Here is a 19508-nt window from a genome sequence, read left to right as displayed (position 1 = left end):
CAATTTTGAGCTGCACGAGGCAGGGGGTCAAAATATCTTGATTTATTGGAACGTTCCATTTAATAGGCACGGGCAAGGGAGAGAGCCATGGACATCACCTTGCCCGGGGAAGGCGGCGGCCGTATCCGCTACAGGCTTGTCGGCCAGCCGGTGCAGCCTGTGGCCAGCGCGCGGTTCTCGCGTATCGCCTACGCCGCGGCCCATGTCGTCGCCGATCCTTTCGCCATGACCAATCCATGGTCGAGGCCCGCGGTCGACTGGGACAAGACGATGGCGTTTCGCCATCACCTCTGGCGGCTCGGCTTCCGTGTCGCCGAAGCGATGGATACCTCGCAGCGCGGAATGGGCTTCGACTGGGTGAATGCCAGGGAATTGATCCGCCGCTCGATCGCCGAGGCGCGGAGCGTCGAGGGCGCCACTCTCGCGTCAGGCGCAGGCACCGACCATCTGACGCCGGGGGCGGCGAGCACGCTCGACGATGTCATCGCGGCCTATGAGGAGCAGTTCGGGTTCATCGAAGGGCTTGGCGGCAAGGTGATCATGATGGCCAGCCGCGCGCTTGCGGCGATCGCCAAAGGCCCCGACGATTATGCCAGCGTCTACGACCGCATCCTGTCCCAGGCATCCGGCAAGGTTATCCTGCACTGGCTGGGCGACGTGTTCGATCCGGCGCTGAAAGGCTACTGGGGCAGCAGCGATTTCGAAACTGCGCTCGAGACGGTGATCGCCATCATCGAACGCCACGCCGGCACGGTCGAGGGCATAAAGATATCGATGCTCGATGCCGGCAAGGAGATCGCGCTCAGGGACCGGCTGCCCGAGGGCGTGGTGATGTTCACCGGCGACGACTTCAATTACCCCGAGCTGATCGCCGGCAACGGCGACAGACATTCGCACGCGCTGCTCGGAATTTTCGATGCGATCGCGCCGGTCGCCAATGCAGCGCTGGCAAAGCTGGCCGACGGCGACCGCGCCGGCTACGACGCGCTGATGGCCCCGACAGTGCCGCTGTCGCGCAAAATCTTCGAGGCGCCGACCGAATATTACAAGGCCGGCATCGTCTTCATGGCATGGCTGAACGGCCACCAGGAGCATTTTTCGATGATCGGCGGCATGCAATCCGCGCGCGGCATCCGCCACTATTCCGATGTCTTTCGCCTTGCCGACCAGGCAGGGTTGCTGGCCGACCCCGAGCTTGCCATTGCCAGAATGACAAGCCTCTGCGCGGTAGCGGGCGTCTGATCGCGAGCGCTACAGCGTCCGATCCAAAGGTTGCTTCGGGTGGCTTTGCGATTTGCCTTGTCTGGGCAAATCTGTATGCGGTATGCGTCCGGCAACAGAGAAGCCGATCCGGCGCTCCGCCGGCCAACTGGCATAGCTGCCGTTCTGCATTGGGGTAAGCTGATGACCTTCGACCTTCAGGGCAAGCGTGTTTTCGTGGCCGGACATCGCGGCATGGTCGGCTCGGCCATCCTGCGCCGATTGGCCGACGAGGATTGCGAGATCCTGACCGCCTCGCGCACCGAGCTCGATCTTCTCGACCAGTCCGGCGTGCGGCACTGGATGGCCGACCGCAAGCCGGATGCAGTGGTGATGGCGGCGGCCAAGGTTGGCGGTATCCTGGCCAACAACAGGCTTCCGGTCGATTTTCTGCAGGACAATCTCGTCATGCAGAACAATGTCATCGACAGCGCCTTCCGCAACGAGGTGCAGAAGCTGCTGTTTCTCGGTTCATCCTGCATCTATCCCAAATTCGCGGCGCAGCCGATCTCCGAGGACGCCTTGCTGACCGGGCCGCTCGAGCCCACCAACGAATGGTATGCGATCGCCAAGATCGCCGGGCTGAAACTGTGCCAGGCCTATCGGCGCCAGTACGGTGTCGACTACATCTCGGCGATGCCGACCAATCTCTACGGTCCGGGCGACAATTTCGACCTCAATTCCAGCCATGTCGTGCCCGCTCTGATGCGCAAGGCGCACGAGGCCAAGCGCGCCGGCCGCAAGAGCCTGGAGGTGTGGGGATCAGGCACGCCGATGCGTGAATTCCTGCATGTCGACGACGCCGCCGACGCGCTGGTCTGGCTGCTGAAGAATTATTCGGGCGACAGCCACATCAATGTCGGCTCGGGGGAAGACATCACCATTGCCGACCTTGCCCGCACCATCGTGTCGGTCGCCGGCGCCGATGCCGCAATAATATTCGATGCGACGAAGCCGGACGGCACGCCGCGCAAGCTGATGGACGTATCGCGCCTGTTCGCCACCGGCTGGCGCCCGCGCTACTCGCTGCGCAGCGGATTGGAACAGACCTATGCGTGGTTTCTCCAGCACGTCGAGACCGGTGATCTCCGCCTCGGCGCAGCCTGAGGCTGAATTGGCGAGCTCGGCATCAGGATTGGATGAGGCCGAGAACGACAGCCGATGAAAATACCGACGGCCAATTGAGGGATTGTCTGGATGGTGGGCGTGACAGGGATTGAACCTGTGACCCCTGCAATGTCAATGCAGTGCTCTCCCGCTGAGCTACACGCCCATCCGAAGCCGCGCATACACCATTTTTGGTTCGGCACGTCAATAGCGGGAAAGGGGAAAGAATGGCTGGCTTGCGGCGTCGGTCAAGACCCGACAAAAAGCGCGTCAGGCGGCCTGCAGCATCTTTTCGACTTCGTTGACGAGGTCGCGCAGGTGGAACGGCTTCGATAGCACCTTGGCGTCTTTCGGCGCCTTGGAGTCAGGGTTCAGGGCGACGGCGGCGAAGCCGGTGATGAACATCACCTTGAGGTCAGGATCGATCTCGGTGGCGCGACGGGCGAGCTCGATGCCATCCATCTCGGGCATGACGATGTCGGTCAAAAGCAGCGAAAAAGGCTCCTCGCGCAGCCGCTCATAGGCACTGGCGCCATTGTCGAAATCGCTGACCTGATAACCGGCGCGCTCCAGCGCCTTGACGAGGAACCGGCGCATGTCGTCGTCGTCTTCCGCCAGCAGAATGCGTGCCATCTTGTCCCGTCCGAATCACCCAACCGACAATGCCGTGCGGCAAGCCCGTTAACCATGCTGTATATGAGGAGGTGACGGTAAACATCAAGTGAACGTTGGGCGCACAATCCTGATTTGGCTGGCGCTTCGGCGGCTGGACATGCGAGCGGCGAGGTGGCACTTTCCTATCATGATGCATTGGTATTCCCGGGTTCGTTCAAATTGAAAACGGCAGCCGAGGATTTTTCGGTCGTTCCACCCTTCGAAATCCGATCGGGCGCCGAACAGCGCGTTCCCTTCCTCTTCAACTCGCCGCATAGCGGCCGCTACTATCCGGACCGGTTCATGGCGATGGCCAAGCTGGACCGCAACGCGATCCGTCGCTCCGAGGACTGCTATGTCGAGGAATTGTTCGGCGGTGCCGTCGCGCTAGGGGCGCCGATGCTGGCGGCAAACTTCCCGCGTGCCTATCTCGACGTCAACCGGGAGCCGTGGGAACTCGACCCGCGCATGTTCGCCGAACCGGTGCCGTCATTCTGCAACATCCGTTCAGCGCGGGTGGCCGGCGGACTCGGCACCGTGCCCAAGCTTGTAGGCGAGGGGCTCGACATCTATTCCGGCCGCTTGCCGCTGGCGGAAGCCGTGGCGCGCATCGAAGCGGTCTACAAGCCATATCACGAGACGCTGAAACGGCTCTTGACCAGAACCCATGTGCGCTTCGGCTATGCCGTGCTGATTGACTGCCACTCGATGCCGGCAAGCATAAGGGTCGGCGACAGCGGATTGCGGCCGGATTTCATCGTCGGCGACCGTTTCGGCATCTCGGCCGCGGCGGCGTTGACCGAGACCGCGATCGGCCTGCTCACCGGCATGGGCTACAGCGTCGCCCACAACAAGCCCTATGCCGGGGGCTTCATCACGGAGCACTATGGCCGCCCAGTGCGCCATCTGCATGCGCTGCAGATCGAGGTCAATCGCGGGCTCTACATGAATGAGCGGACGTTCCAGAGATCATCTGGTTTCGACGCCCTGGCGGACGATCTGGCGCGGTTTTCAGCCGAACTGATGGCGATGCCCGATCACAATTTCATGGATCTGCCTCTGGCCGCAGAATAGCGCCGGAATCGCGGCACTCGCCGCTCATGCGGCGGCATAAAAAAAGACCGCATCGTTTGCACGACACGGTCGAAGTCTAGGGAGGAAACGCCCAAGGAGGGCATGGACAGGAACCCTGCCCGAGAACAAACGTATTGTGCGCTGCACAAATGTCAAGGCGCGTTCCGGGTTTTTTAATTCACTGTGAAGTGGAAATTGCATTTCCACGATGATTGCGTTGCATTCGAGCAACAGTTAGCGTCCAGCGAAAGGCTCCGAACGCCCTTGTTTCGGCACAAACGCCCTTGTTTCGGCATAAAACCGTGGGCTAACGGGCATCTCAAACATGCTGGAGCGGGAGAATCAGTTGGACGTCAGCATCGAGTTCATGCGGCGCGTTGCGCATGCCGCCGCGGCCGAGACCTTGCCGCGCTTCCGCAATCAGGGCGCGGTCACCAACAAGGAGCGCGGCAGCTTCGACCCCGTCACCGAAGCCGACCGCGAGGCCGAGCGGGCCATCCGCGCGCTGATCAACGCGCAATACCCCGATCACGGCATCCTCGGCGAGGAGCATGGCAGCGAAAACATCTCCAGCCGGCATGTCTGGGTGATCGATCCGATCGATGGAACGCGCGCCTTCATTTCCGGCCTGCCGGTATGGGGAACACTGGTCGGGCTGACGGTCGACGGCGATGCCGTCGCCGGCATGATGTCGCAGCCCTTCACCGGCGAGCTGTTCTACGCCAATGCTTCCGGCTCGCACTATGAAGGTCCGGGTGGCTCGCGAAAACTCGCAACGCGCAAGACGACGAAGCTCGCAGAGGCGACTCTGTTCACCACCACGCCGGCGCTGTTCAAGGGAGACGCGCGCCTGCGCTACGACCTGTTCGAGCAACAGGTCCAGCTCGCCCGTTACGGCACCGACTGCTATGCCTTCGCCATGGTGGCGGCGGGCAGCGTCGATATCGTTGCCGATCCCGGATTGAAACCCTACGACATCGTCGCGCTGATCCCGATCATCGAGAAGGCAGGCGGCGTTGTCACCACCTTCGAAGGCGGGCCGGCGGAAAACGGCGGCGACATCCTGGCGGCGGCGACACCGGAACTGCACGCGGCGGCGATGGCGGCGCTGCGCGGCTAGGCATCCGGTGCACCCACGCGTCTGGTTTTTGCGCAAATCCGACGGAAACCGCGGTACGGTTCCAAAGTGCGTCGCGCGTTGAATGGCGCGCGCTCGCATTTTTTGTATGTCGTTATCGCACAACCGCTGCGCACTTTTGCGCGACATGCATTAGCTATCGGCAGGCCAAGCGTCCGAGAGACGCAGGCCCCACAAAATGAGCACGAAAGAGATGAGGCCGGTCGGCGCGGACGAATACGCCACACCTTTGATCACTGCTTCCTGAAGGGCACTTCCGTGGAAGGCTCCGGCCGCTAACGGCATAGTCTCGTTGCCGGCCGCCCAGGCGCTGGCGATCACGTAGGCGGCCAGGATCGCCAAAGCCGAATAGATCAGCAGCCAATGCAATCCGCGACGTCGCCGCGCCGAGATTGAGCCTAGACCATGTGAGGCCTAGCGCCAGCAAGAGAACGCCCTCCAGGGCGCCGAGCGTGTGCGCGGACAGTCCGAGCCGCGGTGCGGCGAGATACGGTATTGCAACCCTTCGAATGACGAAAACAGCAGCAGCGCGACGCCAATCTGCAGTAGCCGATGCCCCTGACGTGACAGCGTGTTCGATGCGTTCATGGTCGTTTTTCTCCCGGCGAATGGCCTCCAACCTCTTTGGCAGCAAGCTAGCGCTCGATGCCTGAACGGGAATAAGGGGGCACGCTGCGCCGGACAAGCGACCCGTGCGGGCCTTGTCGGCGGGCGCCGGCGAAGCGGTCAAACAGCGTCGCCGGTTCCGGGGATGAAGGCATCGAATGCCGCAAGCAACTGCTCGCGATAGAGGTCGGCTTCCTGGAGGATCTCATGGCGGGCGCCGTCGATCATCACTAGCGAGCCGACGCGCAGACGTCTCGCATAGGCTTCGACTGCCCTGGTCGAGACGACCTGGTCGGCGCCGGCGGCAATCATCAGCAAGGGCACCTGGATCTTGGCCATGAAATCCGGGTCGCTGACGATCAAGGATGCTTCCGTGGCCGCCTTCAGCCAGCGGATCGTCGGTCCGCCGAGCGCCAACTGGGGATAGGTTTCGTAGATCAGCGTATTGCGCCGATAGCGCGCCGGGTCGCTGGTCAGCTTGTTCATGGCGAAGGGCACCGATTCCTTCGGCCGCGGCCCCCATGCGGCATAGAGCCGGCCGAGGCCGAGAAGGCAGAACAGCGAACAGATGCGGCGAACGGTTTTTACCGAAACCGGCAGGTCGGGCACCGTGAAGAACGGTGCGATCAGCACCATGCGGCGCACGCGGTTCGCCATTGAGGGCGCGGCAAGCAGCGCAATCACCGCGCCAGCCGAATGGGCCAGTATGTAGTAGGGTCCTCGGCAATCGGGCAGCACGATCTCTTCGAAGAACTGCTCCAGATCACCGGTATAGTCGAAGAAGCTCTGGACGTGGCCGCGCTGTCGGTCGCCGATCATCCGATCGGAAGCGCCCTGGCCACGCCAGTCGAGGGTTGCCACGCCAAAGCCCCGGTCGGCAAGGTTGCGAATGGTCTCGAAATACTTCTCGATGCACTCGTTGCGGCCGGTCAGGACGACCACGGTGCCCTTCATGGGGCGGGCAACAGCGGCAAACAGCCCATAGCGGATCTTCTTGCCGTCGCGCGTGGTGAAGAAGCCACCGGCTGCGTTTTCCGGCAGCGGATTGTCCGGAGTTTCGTGGAAGACGGGGGTCTGGTGGAAAAGATCGGTCATACGGTGTTTGGCTGGTGTCGGTGCCGACGGGCGCAAGTCAGGCATAAACGCCCATGCGCCAAAAGCAAAGGAATTCGAGACGCCGGGGAAGTCGACAGGCAGCGAAGAAATAAGGCCGGAAGCAGCCTTGGGCGTACTTCCGGCCTCTGTCGACCCGGGAGGAAGGGACGTTGCACCCGGTTCGGCCTCGTCGTGTCGCCTTTTTCGCGACCTGTTCGTTATCTCGAGAACAGTTTTAATGCCGTCTGGCTGAACGCTCGCCGAAGCCACGGTTCATCTGCCGTTCATCGGGATCGGGACGTCGGCCGAGACCGGTCCCGTTTGGACGCGGGAAAATCTTGAAATGCCGTCGTCCGCTTCCCAAATCTGTCATGCGGTCGCCAATGTCGGGGCCGCTGGCCCATCCGGAACGCTGTTACGGGTTTCGCACCGGCCATACGCAACCTTGTTGCTCAACAGGAGAACACATCATGCGTCACGTTGATTTTTCCCCGCTCTACCGTTCGACCGTCGGTTTCGACCGGTTGTTCACCATGCTCGATTCGCTTGCGCAGCCAGAAGGCCAGACGTATCCGCCTTACAACATCGAGCGCACGGGCGAGGATGCCTATCGCATCTCGATGGCTGTGGCCGGCTTCTCGGAAGATGAGATTTCGATCGAAGCTCACCGCAATGTGCTGACCGTCAAGGGTGAGCGCAAGGAGGAAGGCAATGGCGAAGGCTCCGAATTGCTCTATCGCGGTATCGCCAGCCGAGCCTTCGAGCGCCGCTTCCAGCTTGCCGATCACGTCGAGGTTGTCGGCGCCGCGCTGAAGAACGGGCTGCTCTCCGTCGACCTCAAGCGCAACATCCCCGAAGAGCTGAAGCCGCGCAAGATCGCGATCACCTCGGCTCCGGCCAAGGCCAAGCAGATCGAGGCCAAGACTGCCGCCTAAGCCAGGCAGCTAAGTTCTCTGGGGACGCCAACTCCCCGGGAAGAAAGGGCGGTGCAGCAATGCGCCGCTCTTTTTGCTGGTGGGGGTAAGGCTTCCTAACCGGCAAGCAGGTAGCCGAAACGGTCGACCTCGTCGGGCGTGGTCGCGAAGCTGGTGACGAAGCGGTAGAGCGCTTCGTCCTCGCCGATGTGGCCATCGTAGCCGAGCGGCCTGTGCCAGTCATGGAAGGCCGCGCCTGCCGCTTGCATGTTTTCGGCCTCGGCCTTTTTCATGACCGCGAAGACCTCGTTCGCCTGCGGCAGCCAGGCCAGCCGGGCGGAAGGCGAATCTTCTATCGCCGCGGCAAGCCGTGCCGCCATCGCATTGGCGTGCCGTGCCGTATCGAGCCATAGCCCACCCCGGAAATAAGCATCGAATTGCGCGGCGATGAAGCGCGATTTCGAGAACAGCTGGGCCGCGCGCTTGCGCAAAAAGGCCAATTCCTTGGCTCGCTCGAGGTCGAACAGCACGATCGCCTCGGCGCACCAACAGCCATTCTTGGTGCCGCCGAAGGAGAGGATGTCGACACCGTGCTTCCAGGTCATTTCGGCCGGCGTCGTTTCCAGCGCGACGAGCGCATTGGCAAAGCGGGCCCCGTCCATGTGCAGCGGCAGTCCGTGCTGCTTTGCGATCGCCGAAATCCTGGCGATTTCGTTCAGCGTGTAGACGGTACCGACCTCGGTCGACTGAGTGATCGAAACGGCAACCGGCCGCCCGGAATGGACGTTTTCGGGTGCGAAACGCTCCACCGCCCGTTCCAGATTGCCGGCATCGATCTTGCCGAGCGCGCCTTCGACTGTATAAAGCCGCGAACCGCCGGTGAAATATTCCGGTGCACCGCATTCGTCCTCGATAACGTGCGATTCGCGATGGCAGAAGGAAATGCCGCCTGGCTTGTTATAGGTAGTCAGCGACAGCGAATTGGCAGCGGTGCCGGTGGCGACGAAAAACACCGCGACTTCGCATTCGAAGATTTCATTGAAGCGCTGGTAAACTGCCTTGTCGAGGACACCGTCGCCATAAGCGGTGGAGAAGCCGTCGGCATGGGCCGACAGGCCGGCAGCGATACGGGGATGGGCGCCTGCCCAATTGTCGGAAGCGAAAATCATGCGTCTGCCTATGCTGGGGAAATCGGGGCGAGCTTGGCCGCTTTCGCATGCCGGCCGCAAGGGGCAGATACCGAAAATCCGCTAAAGCCAGCGAAATGCATGAGCGTACATGCAGTGACCAAAGGTTACGCTGATACCGCGTTCCACGCAATTTTCTGTCGCGAAAGCTTCAAGAATTTTGTGAATCGGTCTTGTGTGCATCCAAAATTTCTGTCATAAAAATTTAGGACAGTAGTGCTGTCTTATTTTGTCGCACAAAACTGGCCGCATTGGCATATGATTGCGCCTCTGCGGCCATCGCCGCGAGCGACAGCTAGACAGCCTGGCTCCGGCCTGTACGAATACCATATGCGAACGATGCGGAAAGCCGCACGGTCGGCAAGAATTTCGCAAGACGTGCCGCAAGATTGAAAGGGGAGCCACGCGCTTCCCGACGGAAACCAGCGCCCGAAGGGGACGGAACGGAGGACAGGACGATGACGGACATGACGCCATCTGCGACGAAGGCCGCGCAGAAGAAAGCGGCAGCCGTCAAAAATCCGTCCCTGACCAATATTCGGCGAACCAACACCGGCTATACCGCGCACGGCCTCTATGATCCGCGCAACGAGCATGATGCATGCGGCGTCGGCTTCATCGTCAACATGAAGGGCGTGAAGTCGCATCAGATCGTCGAGGACGGCCTTGCCGTGCTCGAAAACCTGACGCATCGCGGCGCGGTCGGCGCCGATCCGCTGATGGGCGACGGCGCCGGCGTGCTGGTGCAACTGCCGGACCGCTTCTTCCGCGAGGAGATGGCCAAGCAAGGGGTTGAACTGCCGAAGCCCGGCCACTATGCCGTCGGCCAGGTGTTCATGCCGCGCGACCCGGAGCTGCAGGCGCATATCGAAGGCATCATCGCCGAGGTGGCGCAACTCGAGGGCCAGCCGCTGCTCGGCTTTCGCGACGTGCCGGTCGACAATTCGTCGCTGTCCAAGGCGCCCGACATCGCCGCTTCCGAGCCGGTGCACCGGCAGGTGTTCCTGGGCCGCGGCGCCGAGATCGAGAACGACGACGATTACGAGCGGCGGCTCTACATCCTGCGCAAGGTCATTTCCGGACGTATCCACGAGGAGACCAAAGGCGTCGACAACGGCTTCTATGTCGTCTCGATGTCGTCGCGGACCATCGTCTACAAGGGCATGTTCCTGGCCTATCAGGTCGGAGCCTACTACAAGGACCTCACCGACCCGCGTTTCGAGACGGCGCTGATCCTGGTCCACCAGCGCTTCTCGACCAACACGTTCCCGTCGTGGAAGCTGGCGCATCCCTACCGCATGGTCGCCCACAATGGCGAGATCAACACGTTGCGCGGCAACGTCAACTGGATGGCGGCGCGCCAAGCTTCGGTCGATTCCGAACTGTTCGGCAACGACATCTCGAAACTGTGGCCGATCTCCTACGAAGGGCAGTCGGACACCGCCTGCTTCGACAATGCGCTCGAATTCCTGACGCAGGGCGGCTATTCGCTCGCCCACGCCATGATGATGCTGATCCCGGAAGCCTGGGCCGGCAACAAGCTGATGGGTCAGGACCGCAAAGCCTTCTATGAGTATCACGCAGCCCTGATGGAGCCGTGGGACGGGCCGGCGGCGGTCGCCTTCACCGACGGCCGCCAGATCGGTGCCACGCTCGACCGCAACGGGCTGCGGCCGGCGCGCTACATCGTTACCGATGACGACCGCGTCATCATGGCCTCGGAAGCCGGCGTGCTGCCGGTGCCGGAGGAAAGGATCGTCAAGAAGTGGCGGCTGCAGCCCGGCCGCATGCTGCTGATCGACCTGGACAAGGGCCGCATCGTTTCCGACGAGGAGATCAAGTCGGAGATCGCTACCAGGCACCCCTACAAGAGCTGGCTCGCCAACACCCAGCTCATCCTCGAAGATTTGAAGCCGGTCGAGCCGCGCGCCCTGCGCAGGGACGTCAGCCTGCTCGACCGCCAGCAGGCGTTCGGCTACACCCAGGAAGACACCAAGCTCCTGATGTCGCCGATGGCGACCACCGGCCAGGAAGCAGTCGGCTCGATGGGCACCGACACGCCGATTTCGGCGATGTCGGACAGATCGAAGCTGCTCTACACCTATTTCAAGCAGAATTTCGCCCAGGTCACCAACCCGCCGATCGACCCGATCCGCGAGGAACTGGTGATGAGCCTGGTGTCCTTCATCGGGCCGCGGCCCAACATCTTCGACCTGGTCGGCAATTCGCGCCGCAAGCGGCTCGAAGTGCGCCAGCCAATCCTGACCAATGGCGATCTCGAAAAGATCCGCTCCATCGGTCACACCGAGGACCGTTTCGACACCAAGACGATCGACATCACCTATGCTTCGAATGAAGGCGCGGCCGGCATGCAGGGCGCTATAGACCGGCTATGCGAGCGCGCCGAGGCGGCGGTCGCCGGCGGCTACAACATCATCATACTGTCGGACCGTCAGCTCGGCCCGGACCGCATCGCCATTCCGGCGCTGCTGGCAACGGCGGCCGTGCATCATCATTTGATCCGCAAGGGATTGCGCACCTCGGTCGGGCTCGTCGTGGAATCCGGCGAGCCGCGCGAGGTGCATCATTTCTGCTGTCTCGCCGGCTACGGCGCCGAGGCGATCAATCCCTATCTCGCTTTCGACACGCTGCTCGACATGCACAAGCGTGGCGAATTGCCAGCGGAGGTCGATGCCTACGAGGTCGTCTCCCGCTACATCAAGTCGATCGGCAAGGGCATCCTGAAGGTGATGTCCAAGATGGGCATCTCGACTTATCAGTCCTATTGCGGCGCGCAGATCTTCGATGCCATTGGGCTGAAGTCGGAGTTCGTGCACAAGTACTTCACCGGTACGGCGACGCTGATCGAAGGCGTCGGGCTGGACGAGATCGCCGCCGAAACGGTCAGCCGTCACACCGACGGCTTCGGCAACGACCCGGTGCTGCGCAACAGCCTCGAGGTCGGCGGCGAATACATGTTCCGCATGCGCGGTGAGGCCCATATCTGGTCGCCCGACGCAGTGGCGACCTTGCAGCACGCTGTGCGCCAGGGCTCGTGGGAGACGTTCAAGGACTATTCCGCCCAGATCGACAGCGAGACGGCGCAGGCGCAGACCATTCGCGGCATGTTCAAGATCAAGCTTGCGCAAGAGACCGGGCGCAAGAAGGTCGAACTCGACGAGGTGATGCCGGCGGCCGATATCGTCAAGCGCTTCTCGACCGGGGCGATGTCCTTCGGCTCGATCTCCAGGGAAGCGCACACGACGCTGGCGCGCGCCATGAACGCCATCGGCGGCAAGTCGAATACCGGCGAGGGCGGCGAAGAGGCCGACCGCTATCTGCCACTGCCGGGCGGCGGCAAGAACCCCGAACGCTCGGCGATCAAGCAGGTCGCTTCGGGACGCTTTGGCGTCACTGCCGAATATCTGGTCAATTCCGACATGATGCAGATCAAGGTCGCGCAAGGGGCAAAGCCCGGCGAGGGCGGCCAGCTGCCGGGCCACAAGGTCGACGCAACCATAGCCAAGGTCAGGCATTCGACGCCGGGCGTCGGCCTGATCTCGCCGCCGCCGCATCATGACATCTATTCGATCGAGGATCTGGCGCAGCTCATCTACGACCTGAAGAACGTCAATCCGGCGGCCGACGTATCGGTCAAGCTGGTCTCGGAAGTCGGCGTCGGCACGGTTGCGGCCGGCGTCGCCAAGGCGCGTGCCGACCACATCACCATATCAGGCTATGACGGCGGCACCGGCGCTTCGCCGCTGACCTCGCTCAAGCATGCCGGCAGCCCGTGGGAGATGGGCCTTGCCGAGACGCACCAGACGCTGGTGCTCAACGGCCTCAGGTCGCGCGTCGCGCTGCAGGTCGATGGCGGCCTGCGCACAGGGCGTGACGTCATCATCGGCGCGCTGCTCGGCGCCGACGAGTTCGGCTTCTCGACCGCGCCACTGATCGCGGCCGGCTGCATCATGATGCGCAAGTGCCATCTCAACACTTGCCCGGTCGGTGTCGCAACGCAGGATCCGGTGCTGCGCAAGCGCTTCAAGGGCACGCCCGAGCACGTCATCAACTTCTTCTTCTATGTGGCGGAAGAGGTGCGGGCGCTGCTTGCCGAGATGGGCTACACCCATCTCGACCAGATCATCGGCGACACCGACCTTCTGGAAAAGCGCGAGCTGATCCAGCACTGGAAAGCGCGCGGACTCGACTTCAGCAAGATGTTCTACAAGCCCGATGCGCCACACGCGGCGGTGCACTGGACCGAGCGGCAGAAGCATCCGATCGACGACGTGCTCGACCGCAAGCTGATAGAACTGGCAAAGCCGGCGCTCGAAGCCAGGCAGCCGGTCAGCATCGAACTGCCGATCCGCAACGTCGACCGTTCGACGGGCGCCATGCTGTCGGGTGAAGTGGCAAAGCGCTTCAAGCACAAGGGCCTGCGCGAGGACACGATCTCGGTGAAGCTCACCGGCACGGCCGGCCAATCCTTTGGCGCCTTTCTGGCGCGCGGGATTTCGTTCGAACTGGTGGGCGCTGCCAATGACTATGTCGGCAAGGGTCTGTCGGGCGGCCGCATCGTCATCCGCCCGCCGGAGAACACGAAAATCGTTGCTGCCGAGTCCATTATTGTCGGCAATACCTTGCTCTACGGCGCAACCGAGGGCGAGGCCTATTTCTGCGGCGTTGCCGGCGAGCGTTTTGCCGTGCGCAATTCGGGTGTCGCCGCGGTCGTTGAAGGGGTCGGCGACCATGGTTGCGAATACATGACCGGCGGTATCGTCGTCGTCATCGGCCAGACCGGCCGCAACTTCGCCGCCGGCATGTCGGGCGGCGTCGCCTATGTGCTCGACGAGGCGGGCGATTTCGCCGAACGCTGCAACATGGCGATGGTCGAGCTGGAGCCGGTTCCGGAAGAGGACGACCTGATGGAAAAGCTGCTTCACCATGGCGGCGATCTCGACCATAAGGGCCGTGTCGACGTATCCGGCGATATGACCAGCCATGACGAGGAGCGGCTCTACCAGCTGATCTCCAACCACGTCCACTACACGGGCTCGGTACGAGGTCGCGAAATCCTCGACGATTGGGCGACTTTCCGGCCGAAATTCCGGAAGATCATGCCGGTCGAATACCGCCGCGCGCTGATCGAGATGGAGCGGATGCGCATGAACGTGGCGGCGGAATAGATTTGGAAATTGCCGGGAGGCCATGCGTCCTGGCAACCATCTTCATCAACAATCCTGACCTCGGACTGAAGGTTGCCACGGCTGCCTTATGAGGTTAACGGGTGCGTCGCCAGGCGTGCCTTCCGGACAGCAGGGACTGGACTATGGGCAAGGTAACAGGGTTTCTCGAGATCGACCGGCAGGTGCACAAGTACCAGCCGGCTTCCGACCGCATCCGGCATTTCCGCGAGTTCACGCTGCCGATGTCGGACAAGGAGGTCGAGAAACAGGCCGCGCGCTGCATGGATTGCGGCATTCCGTATTGCCATGGACCGACCGGCTGCCCGATCCACAACCAGATCCCGGACTGGAACGACCTCGTCTATAATGGCGACTGGGAAAACGCGATCCGCAACCTGCATTCGACCAACAATTTTCCGGAATTTACCGGCCGCATTTGCCCCGCACCTTGCGAGGAAGCCTGCACGCTGAACCTCGAGGATATTCCGGTCGCCATCAAGACGATCGAGCAGGCGATTGCCGACAAAGCCTATGAGACCGGCCATATCCGGCCCTATCCGCCGGAACGGAAGACCGGCAAGCGCGTCGCGATCATCGGCTCGGGGCCGGCGGGAATGGCGGCTGCCCAGCAACTCGGCCGCGCCGGCCATGACGTTCACGTCTATGAGCGCGAGAGCCGGCCGGGCGGGCTGATGCGCTATGGTATCCCCGACTTCAAGATCGAGAAGCATTATATCGACCGGCGCATCGAGCAGATGCAGGGCGAGGGTGTCAGCTTCCATTGTGGCGTCAATGTCGGCGTCGACCAGCCGGTCGCCGAACTGCTTGCCGAATATGACGCGGTCCTCTATTGCGGCGGTTCCGAAACACCGCGTCCGGCCAACATCCCTGGCGACGATCTCGACGGCGTGCACGACGCGATGCCGTATCTGGTTCAGCAGAACAAGCGGATCGGCGGCGAGCCGATCCAGTCGGTGGCATGGCCGTCGCGCCCGATCGTCGCCGGCGGCCAGCACGTCGTCGTCGTCGGCGGCGGCGACACTGCCTCCGACTGCGTCGGTACCGCCTTCCGCCAGGGCGCGGTGCGCGTCACCCAGCTCGACATCCGGCCGCAGCCGCCGGAGAAGGAGGACAAGCTGTCGGTGTGGCCCTACTGGGCGACCAAGATGCGCACGTCATCCTCGCAGGCCGAAGGCGCCGAGCGCGAATTCCAGGTGGCGACGCTTGAATTCATCGGCGAAGACGGCCAGCTGACCGGGGTAAAATGCTGCGAAGTCGACGAAAAACGCAAGCCGATCGCGGGCACGGAATTCGTCATCCGCGCCGATCTCGCGTTCATCGCCATCGGCTTTGCCGGGCCAGCCGCTCGCGGGCCGGTCTCGGAACTCGACGGGCAGATGAAGATCGTCACCGACAGCCGCCGCTCGAAGAATGTCGAGGCCAATGACCGGGACTACAGGACCAGCGTCGAAAAGCTCTATGCGGCGGGCGACGTGCGGCGCGGCCAGTCGCTGGTCGTCTGGGCGATCCGCGAGGGCCGCCAGGCGGCGCGTGCCATCGACGAGGCGCTGATGGGATCGAGCGTGCTGCCGCGCTGAGAGCCCGTTCCGAAACTCTACAGAAAGAGGCGCCAGCTTTACTGCCGGATCGCCGTCGTCGTATCGGATGCGGCCGCGGTCGCAGGCTGTGTCTTGGGCGGCCAGGAGAAATCGTCGGCGCGGCCCGGTGAGGCGTCGGGCGCCTTGCCCTCGACGATCAGCCTTTCGCCCGGCAAATTCTTGTCAGCTTTTGCCGGCGGGGCGGCGCCGAGAAGTTCCGAACCGCCGTCCAGCGCCGGATCGCTGAGCAGCATCGGCACGGTGCGATCGACAGCTATCGGCGCGGCAGCAGGTGCCGGCGCCTCGACGGGAGCGCCGGCCGGGGCAGAAGCCGTCACCACGCTCCCCGGCGCGGCCAGCCCCAGGATCTTCATCAGCGGCTTTTCGGTATAGAAGGCGAGCTTGCGCTTGCCGGCCTTCGACATGTTGATGCCGTCGTCGGAGCGCAGGCGCACCGATTGGCCGTTGATGTCCGGTCCGCTGGTGATGAAGGCGCCGTTCTCGTCGACAAACCCGTCCCAGACGTCGACGAATTCGCCGCCGTGGCTTTCGGCGGACGAGCGGAATATATCGTTGAAGGCCAGCATGTCGGAGGTCATTTTCGAGACCCGGAAGGCCGGCATGCCAACCCACAAATACGGCACCTTGGTTGCGGCGATGGCCTTGCCGAACGCATCGGTCCGGCGCTCGTATTCCTTGGTCCAGTTCTCGGATCGCGGCTGCTCGCGCACATCGCCGACGCGCATCTGCTGCCGGTCGTTGGATCCGAGCATGACGACGACGGCTGCCGGTTTTTCGGCAGCGATCAGCGACTTGACCTGTTCTGGCCAGTTGTAGACATCGTCACGCACGAAGCCGGACGATCCGTTGGCACGGACGACTATCCTGACGCCGGTGTTTTCGGCAAAGGCGGCGTCGAGCCCCTCAGCCAGCCCAGACGCCATGAAATCGCCGACCACCAGAACGACGCGTGCATCCGGCGCCTTCTCGGCCACTGGGGTTGTCGGCTCGGCCGGCGGCGGCCGGCGAACTGACCGGGACTTTCTCAGCTTGGGCCTAGGCTTTGTTCTCTGGAATTCTCTCTGGAATTCGGGCGGCGGCTGCTCAAACCGCTCGCTTCTGCGCGGAAACAACAGGTCGCGCAACGACCAGCCACGATTTTCCGGCTCCTGCGCCATGGCCGAGGTATGAAAGGCACTGGCGGCGCCGACTGCCAGAACGGCGATCGCCAGAACCAGAATCGGCACGCGACGAACGATTAACCGGATGCGCGCAGCCGAAACCAATCACCCTCTCCATCCCGTAACCGGCTCTAGTTCTGCCTGAGCCATTTGAGCACTTCCTTGCTCGGATACCCGTCCTGGGTCAAGCCGGCCTTTGCCTGGAAGGCCATGATGGCGGTTTTCGATCCGTCACCGATCTTGCCGTCGAACTTGCCGTCGTAAAAGCCGTGCTCGGAAAGTCGCTTCTGAAGCTCCTGCCTTTCCTCGAAGGAGAGCTTGGTAAACGGTCGCTTCCAGTCCTGCACAAGCCCGCCATAGCCGGCGATTTCGTCGGCAAGAAGGCCCACGGCGAGCGCATATTTGTCGGCATTGTTGTAACGCTTGATGACCGAGAAATTCGTGATCATCAGGAAAGCCGGCCCGCCGCGGCCGCCGGGCAGCTTCAACGTCGCCTTGTCGGCACCGTTCTTGAACGGCTTACCGTTGGCACGGGTGACGCCCAGCGCCTGCCATTGCGACAGCGACTTCGAGCCTCCGGGCAGCTTCTTGCCGTCCGGAAGGCTGACTTCATAGCCCCAGGTCTTGCCTGCCTGCCAGCCGTTCTTCCGCAGCAAATTGGCGGCTGTCGCCAGTGCGTCGGGAATCGAATTCCAGATGTCGCGCTTGCCGTTGCCGTCCATATCGACCGCATAGGACAGGTAGCTGGTAGGGATGAACTGGGTATGGCCCATCGCGCCGGCCCATGAGCCGCTGAGATGGCTTTCGTCGATGTCGCCGGTCTGCAGGATCTTCAGCGCCGCGATCAGCTGGGTGCGGGCAAATTTCGCTCGCTTGGGGTCGGCATAACCAAGCGTCGCCAGCGAGCGCACGACATTGCGCATGATATCATCGCGCTTGAGGGTTTCGCCGTAGTTCGATTCCATCGACCAGATGGCCAGCAGGATGTAGCGATCGACGCCGTATCTTGCCTCGATCCTGTCCAGCCAAGGCTTCCATTTCCTTGCCATTTGCTGGCCGACGGCGACCGACTGGTCATGGACGCGGTTGTCGAAATAATCCCAGGCGGGTGCGGTGAATTCGGGCTGAGTACGAGCCTTTTCCAGCACCACCGGGTCAGCATCGTTGATGCCCTTGAATGCCTGGTCGTAGACGGAGCCGGAAACGCCGCTCGCCACGGCGGTAGCACGGAAGCTGGCGACCCATTGGCGGAAGCCGGCATCGGCAAAAGCCGGCCCGCTGGGCATGAGCAAAGCAAGCGAGAGGCTGGCGGCCGTCAGGACGCTGGTGAAGCGCCTTGCGGCGTTGCGAACGGACATCTTTTCCTCCTTCTTCATCTCAGGAAGACTATTCATCGCCGAACCCGGTTAGCATTTGGTTTACCATAGGTCCCGTGCGGGGTGAAAAGATGCGTCAATGCCTTACCAGCTGAGATTTATGACCCGCCGTTCAGTAATCCTCGATTTCGGCATGAAAATGTCTCGAATCGGGATTGCCGAACAGGCATGCAAATGGATAATTGGCACATGAAGAGAGTTCGCAAGGCAGTGTTCCCGGTTGCCGGTCTCGGCACGCGCTTTCTCCCTGCTACCAAGGCCATTCCCAAGGAAATGCTGACGGTCGTCGACAGGCCGGTCATCCAGTATGTGGTCGATGAGGCGCGCGATGCCGGGATCGAGCATTTCATCTTCGTGACCGGCCGCAACAAGGCGGTCATCGAGGATCACTTCGATGTCCAGTTCGAGCTCTACGACACGCTTGCGCAGCGCGGCAAGGACGACCAGCTCGCCCGCCTGCAGCGGCTGCAGCCGGCGCCGGGGCAGACCAGCTTCACCCGCCAGCAGGTACCACTCGGCCTTGGTCACGCCGTCTGGTGCGCGCGCGAGCTCGTCGGCGACGAGCCCTTTGCGCTGCTGTTACCCGACATGATCATGCAGTCGGAAAAAAGCTGCATGAAGGATATGGTCGAGCTTTACGCCGAGACCGGCAACAACATCGTCGCCGTGCAGGAATGCGATCCGGCCGAGGCGCACAAATACGGCATTGTCGGCCGCGGCGAGGACGCGCATCACGGTTTCCGCATCACCGGCATGGTGGAGAAGCCGAAGACCGGCACGGCGCCGTCGAACCTCTACATCAACGGGCGCTACATCCTGCAGCCTGAGATATTTAAGATACTCGAAGGCCAGGAAAAAGGCGCCGGCAACGAGATACAGCTCACCGATGCAATGCTGAAGCTGCAGAAACAACAGCCCTTCTACGGCTATCATTATCGCGGGCGCACGTTCGACTGCGGCTCGCCCGAAGGCTTCGTCGAGGCCAACGTTGCCTTCGCGCTGTGGCGCAGCGACATGAATGGAAGCATGGCCGGTGTCATTCGCACACTTCTCGACGAACTCGCGCCGTCAGAGCGCCGCGGCCTAGCCTTATAGTGTCAGCACCGGTTGCCGCGCTGGTCGGCGAAAG

General features: G+C 62.4%; 14 protein-coding genes and 1 tRNA gene. 8 read left to right on the top strand and 7 right to left on the bottom strand.

Going from position 1 to position 19508, the window contains the following annotated elements:
- The first annotated feature begins 87 nt into the window (after positions 1-87).
- A complete protein-coding gene (locus NKJ35_RS13550; RefSeq protein WP_352647624.1) occupies positions 88-1242 on the top strand; it encodes a dihydrodipicolinate synthase family protein in 1155 nt (384 codons plus the stop codon).
- Positions 1243-1404: 162 nt separating this feature from the next.
- Positions 1405-2367: a GDP-L-fucose synthase gene (gene fcl, locus NKJ35_RS13545; protein WP_352647622.1), complete on the top strand. Its 963-nt coding sequence runs from the start codon at positions 1405-1407 to the stop codon at positions 2365-2367.
- A 91-nt stretch (positions 2368-2458) separates the two neighbouring features.
- Here fcl and NKJ35_RS13540 read toward each other — a convergent pair.
- Positions 2459-2533 (bottom strand) — tRNA-Val (locus NKJ35_RS13540).
- Between the two features lie 104 nt (positions 2534-2637).
- Positions 2638-3000 carry a cell cycle two-component system response regulator CpdR gene (cpdR, locus tag NKJ35_RS13535; RefSeq protein ID WP_006199474.1) on the bottom strand — a complete coding sequence of 121 codons (363 nt, stop codon included), beginning with the start codon at positions 2998-3000 and terminating at the stop codon, positions 2638-2640.
- Positions 3001-3153: 153 nt separating this feature from the next.
- On the opposite strand from cpdR, the gene NKJ35_RS13530 reads away from it, so the two are divergent.
- Positions 3154-4095 (top strand): N-formylglutamate amidohydrolase, encoded by a 942-nt coding sequence (locus NKJ35_RS13530; protein WP_352647620.1) that lies wholly within the window; start codon positions 3154-3156, stop codon positions 4093-4095.
- A gap of 346 nt (positions 4096-4441) precedes the next feature.
- Positions 4442-5215 carry a histidinol-phosphatase gene (gene hisN / locus NKJ35_RS13525; protein WP_352647618.1) on the top strand — a complete coding sequence of 258 codons (774 nt, stop codon included), beginning with the start codon at positions 4442-4444 and terminating at the stop codon, positions 5213-5215.
- Positions 5216-5365: 150 nt separating this feature from the next.
- Here the strand turns inward: hisN and NKJ35_RS13520 are convergent, their stop codons facing one another.
- Both NKJ35_RS13520 and NKJ35_RS13515 read right to left on the bottom strand, forming a co-directional pair.
- Positions 5366-5626: a styrene oxide isomerase gene (locus NKJ35_RS13520; protein WP_502895537.1), complete on the bottom strand. Its 261-nt coding sequence runs from the start codon at positions 5624-5626 to the stop codon at positions 5366-5368.
- A 333-nt stretch (positions 5627-5959) separates the two neighbouring features.
- The gene (locus NKJ35_RS13515) at positions 5960-6934 is read right to left on the bottom strand and encodes an alpha/beta fold hydrolase (RefSeq protein WP_352478206.1); all 975 of its coding nucleotides are present in this window, start codon (positions 6932-6934) and stop codon (positions 5960-5962) included.
- A 470-nt stretch (positions 6935-7404) separates the two neighbouring features.
- On the opposite strand from NKJ35_RS13515, the gene NKJ35_RS13510 reads away from it, so the two are divergent.
- Positions 7405-7869 (top strand): Hsp20 family protein, encoded by a 465-nt coding sequence (locus tag NKJ35_RS13510; protein ID WP_352478207.1) that lies wholly within the window; start codon positions 7405-7407, stop codon positions 7867-7869.
- A 95-nt stretch (positions 7870-7964) separates the two neighbouring features.
- Here NKJ35_RS13510 and NKJ35_RS13505 read toward each other — a convergent pair whose 3' ends face one another.
- On the bottom strand, positions 7965-9017 hold the full coding sequence (locus tag NKJ35_RS13505; protein WP_352647615.1) for a threonine aldolase family protein: 1053 nt from the start codon (positions 9015-9017) through the stop codon (positions 7965-7967).
- Between the two features lie 476 nt (positions 9018-9493).
- Between NKJ35_RS13505 and gltB the strand changes: the two genes are divergently transcribed.
- Positions 9494-14224, top strand: coding sequence for a glutamate synthase large subunit (gltB, locus tag NKJ35_RS13500; protein WP_352647613.1), 4731 nt, complete (start codon positions 9494-9496; stop codon positions 14222-14224).
- Positions 14225-14367: 143 nt separating this feature from the next.
- Positions 14368-15822, top strand: a complete 1455-nt coding sequence (locus NKJ35_RS13495) for a glutamate synthase subunit beta (RefSeq protein ID WP_352647612.1) — start codon at positions 14368-14370, stop codon at positions 15820-15822.
- A gap of 38 nt (positions 15823-15860) precedes the next feature.
- On the opposite strand, the gene NKJ35_RS13490 is transcribed toward NKJ35_RS13495, so the two are convergent.
- Positions 15861-17108, bottom strand: coding sequence for an SGNH/GDSL hydrolase family protein (locus tag NKJ35_RS13490; protein WP_352647611.1), 1248 nt, complete (start codon positions 17106-17108; stop codon positions 15861-15863).
- 26 nt (positions 17109-17134) lie between these two features.
- A complete protein-coding gene (locus NKJ35_RS13485; RefSeq protein WP_254816924.1) occupies positions 17135-18361 on the bottom strand; it encodes a lytic murein transglycosylase in 1227 nt (408 codons plus the stop codon).
- Positions 18362-18568: 207 nt separating this feature from the next.
- Here NKJ35_RS13485 and galU point away from each other — a divergent pair, with 207 nt between their 5' ends.
- Positions 18569-19474: a UTP--glucose-1-phosphate uridylyltransferase GalU gene (gene galU, locus NKJ35_RS13480; RefSeq protein WP_352647609.1), complete on the top strand. Its 906-nt coding sequence runs from the start codon at positions 18569-18571 to the stop codon at positions 19472-19474.
- Positions 19475-19508 lie beyond the last annotated feature (34 nt).

The organism is Mesorhizobium sp. M0136, from assembly GCF_040322515.1.
In the GTDB taxonomy this organism is placed as follows: Bacteria; Pseudomonadota; Alphaproteobacteria; order Rhizobiales; family Rhizobiaceae; genus Mesorhizobium.
The sequence above is the reverse complement of the archived record's forward strand: the minus strand, read 5'-3'. Positions and strand labels throughout refer to the sequence as shown.

Excerpts from the sequence above, each read along its gene's own strand:
- NKJ35_RS13550 (WP_352647624.1), top strand. The coding sequence starts at position 88 with ATGGACATCACCTTGCCCGGGGAAGGCGGCGGCCGTATCCGCTACAGG.
- fcl (WP_352647622.1), top strand. The coding sequence starts at position 1,405 with ATGACCTTCGACCTTCAGGGCAAGCGTGTTTTCGTGGCCGGACATCGC.
- cpdR (WP_006199474.1), bottom strand. The coding sequence starts at position 3,000 with ATGGCACGCATTCTGCTGGCGGAAGACGACGACGACATGCGCCGGTTC.
- NKJ35_RS13515 (WP_352478206.1), bottom strand. The coding sequence starts at position 6,934 with ATGACCGATCTTTTCCACCAGACCCCCGTCTTCCACGAAACTCCGGAC.
- NKJ35_RS13510 (WP_352478207.1), top strand. The coding sequence starts at position 7,405 with ATGCGTCACGTTGATTTTTCCCCGCTCTACCGTTCGACCGTCGGTTTC.
- NKJ35_RS13505 (WP_352647615.1), bottom strand. The coding sequence starts at position 9,017 with ATGATTTTCGCTTCCGACAATTGGGCAGGCGCCCATCCCCGTATCGCT.
- gltB (WP_352647613.1), top strand. The coding sequence starts at position 9,494 with ATGACGGACATGACGCCATCTGCGACGAAGGCCGCGCAGAAGAAAGCG.
- NKJ35_RS13495 (WP_352647612.1), top strand. The coding sequence starts at position 14,368 with ATGGGCAAGGTAACAGGGTTTCTCGAGATCGACCGGCAGGTGCACAAG.
- NKJ35_RS13485 (WP_254816924.1), bottom strand. The coding sequence starts at position 18,361 with ATGTCCGTTCGCAACGCCGCAAGGCGCTTCACCAGCGTCCTGACGGCC.
- galU (WP_352647609.1), top strand. The coding sequence starts at position 18,569 with ATGAAGAGAGTTCGCAAGGCAGTGTTCCCGGTTGCCGGTCTCGGCACG.